We start from the raw sequence: 2,788 nt of genomic DNA, 5'->3' as shown, positions 1-2,788 counted from the left end.
CGTCTGGGCGGGTTGGGACCGCTGGCTCAGCCGCTGGTGGGCCCCGGGGAGCTGGCCGCGGAACTTCCTACGGGCCTACCAGGAGCGGTTGCTCGACTACTACCTGGTGACCGCGGCCCGGCCGAGATAGCTCGGGCACCCGCCGGACGAGTGCCGGTGAGCGCCCCGGAACGCCGAAAGACTTACGGCCACTGACCAGGCACAACGAACAAAAGCGGGTGATTTTGCGCCAGGTGTCCGCTACGCGACGATTGTCGCCGGCTCCACCGAGCCGAGCACCACCAGGAAAGGCGCACCGCCCCCATGCAGACCAGCCCGGTCCTTCCCCGTCAGGCAGCCAGCCCCACGCCGGCCGCCGTCGACCATCCGGTCGACTGCTCGGGACACTCGGGACATTCGGCTCCAGAGCAGGTCGAGGAGCACGGGCGCGGCCGGTTCGGTCTGCCGACCGCGACCGCGCTGGTGATGGGCAACATCATCGGCGGCGGCATCTTCATGCTGCCCGCCGCGGTCGCCCCGTACGGCACGGTCAGCCTGCTCGCGTTCGCCGTTCTGACCGTGGGTGCCATCGCACTCGCGCTGGTCTTCGGCAAGCTGGCGCGGCGCAACCCGCGCACCGGCGGGCCCTACGTCTACGCGCGTGAGGCGTTCGGCGACTTCGCCGGGTTCCTCTCCGCGTGGTCGTACTGGATCACCACCTGGGTCAGCAACGCCGCCCTCGCGGTGGCCGCGGTCGGCTACCTCGACGTGCTGCTGCCGATCCAGCACTCCGCGTTGCTCACCATCGCTGCCGCGCTGCTGCTGCAGTGGCTGCCGGCGCTGGCCAACCTGGCCGGCACCCGGTACATCGGCGCGGTGCAGCTCGTCTCCACCGTGCTGAAGTTCGTCCCGCTGGCGCTGGTCGCCATCGGCGGCCTGTTCTTCTTCGACCCGGCCAAGATGGGGCCGTTCGATGCCTCGGGCAGCGGCTGGGTCGGCGGCATGACGGCGGCTGCGGCGATCCTGCTCTTCAGCTACCTGGGCGTGGAGTCCGCCGCGATGAGCGCGGGGCAGGTCCGCGACCCGGAGCGCAACGTCGGGCGGGCCAGCGTGCTGGGCACCACCGGTGCCGCGCTGGTCTACCTGCTCGGCACCCTCGCGGTCTTCGGGACGGTCGCGCACAGCCAACTGGTGCACTCCACCGCGCCGTTCTCGGATGCGGTCGACGTGATGTCCGGCGGCTCCTGGGGCGGCACGGTGATCGCGGTGGCCGCGCTGGTGTCGATGACCGGCGCGCTCAACGGCTGGACCCTGCTGGCCGCGCAAGCGCCGTACGCGGCCGCCCGGGACGGGCTCTTCCCGGCCGTGTTCGGCGTCGAGAAGCGCGGGGTGCCGGTCTACGGCGTGCTGGTGAGCGTCGGCCTGGCTTCGCTGCTGACCGTCCTCAACTTCGCCTCGGGTGCCAAGAGCGCTTTCGAGATGCTGGTGCTGGTGACCTCGTTCACCGCCACCGTCCCGTATCTGCTCTCCACCGCCGCCCAGTTGTACTGGCTGGTGCGCGGCGAGCAGGGCAGGGTGGCTCCGGGCCGGCTGCTGCGGGACGCCGCGCTGGGCCTGGGCGCGTTCGCCTTCTCGCTCTGGCTGCTGGCCGGCGCCGGTTACGCGGCGGTCTACCAGGGTGTGTTGTTCCTGTTCGCCGGGATCCTGGTCTACGTCTGGATGGCAGGGCGGCGCGGCCACAGGGACGGCGAGCAGCGGGACCGTTGAACCAGGGGCCCCCGACCGGCGATCCGGTCGGGGGCCGGCCGTTTCAGTACCAGACCGTGATGCGGCGCTCCGGCCCGTCGACCCGGATCCGGCCGCCGACCGGCAGCACGAGCTGCGGATCGGTGTGACCGAAGTCCACGTCGAAGACCGCCATGGCATCCGGCGCGTACTCGGCCAAGGCCCGCAGTACGGCCTCGCGTTGGGCGGTGCGGTAGGCGACCTTCTCGGCGGGGGTGTGGCGCTGCTGGAAGCTCCACGACTTGGCACGGGCCATCAGAAGCGCCGGGAACCGGCGCAGCATGCCGCGTTCGCCGAGGTTGCGGAGAATGCGGTAGACGGTGTCGGCACTGGGGAGTTCCTCGGAGGTCTCCAGGAACAGGACGCTGCCGGCGTACTCGTGTGCGGGGCGGATCTCGCGGTCGGCCATCGCCATCCAGGAGAGGATCTCCAGGTTGCCGCCCCAGCCGGGGCCGTCCGCCACCCGGTCCGGTTGGTGCCAGATCCATCCGCCGGCGGGTTCCATCAGCGGCTCCTGGGAGAGGAGTTCGGGCTGCTCCCAGGGGGATTCCTGGTCGCCGACCCGAGCGGCGGGCCGCAACTCGTATGCGCCCGAGCCGAAGAGGGCGGCTCGCAGCGAGGCGTCCGTGTCGGGGTGGACCCGGCCACCGCGCCCCAACTGCACCATCACCGTTCCGCCGTGGTAGCCGACCACGCCCAGGTTGCGCAGCAGGAGCAGCAGGTTGGTGTTGTCGCTGTAGCCGAAGAACGGCTTGGGGTTGGCCTGGATCAACTCGGCGTCCAGGTAGGGCAGTACGGTGATCTGGTCCTCGCCGCCGATGGTGGCGATCACCGCCTTGATGCTCGGGTCCGCGAAGGCGGTGTTGATGTCGGCGGCGCGGTCCTGCGCGGAGGCGCCCAGCACCCGGGTGGTCGGGTACTCCACCGGCTCCAGGCCGTACTCCTCGCGCAGGCGGCGCAGGCCGAGCTCGTGCGGGTGCGGGAAGACGGCGGGCAGGCCGGCTCCGGGTGACAGCACGGCGCC

At 71.3% G+C, this 2,788-nt stretch carries 2 protein-coding genes; one reads left to right on the top strand and one right to left on the bottom strand.

Translation table 11 applies throughout. From position 1 onward, the window contains the following. Positions 1-303: 303 nt before the first annotated feature. Positions 304-1,746, top strand: coding sequence for an amino acid permease (locus LN042_RS36625; protein WP_230055793.1), 1,443 nt, complete (start codon positions 304-306; stop codon positions 1,744-1,746). A gap of 43 nt (positions 1,747-1,789) precedes the next feature. On the opposite strand, the gene LN042_RS36620 is transcribed toward LN042_RS36625, so the two are convergent. Beyond that, positions 1,790-2,788, bottom strand: a 999-nt coding sequence (locus LN042_RS36620) for a S66 family peptidase (RefSeq protein WP_230055792.1), incomplete at its 5' end; no start/stop codon positions are given.

It is taken from the genome of Kitasatospora humi (assembly GCF_020907985.1).
In the GTDB taxonomy this organism is placed as follows: domain Bacteria; phylum Actinomycetota; class Actinomycetes; order Streptomycetales; family Streptomycetaceae; genus Kitasatospora; species Kitasatospora humi.
This window is presented reverse-complemented; position numbering and strand designations above follow the sequence as displayed.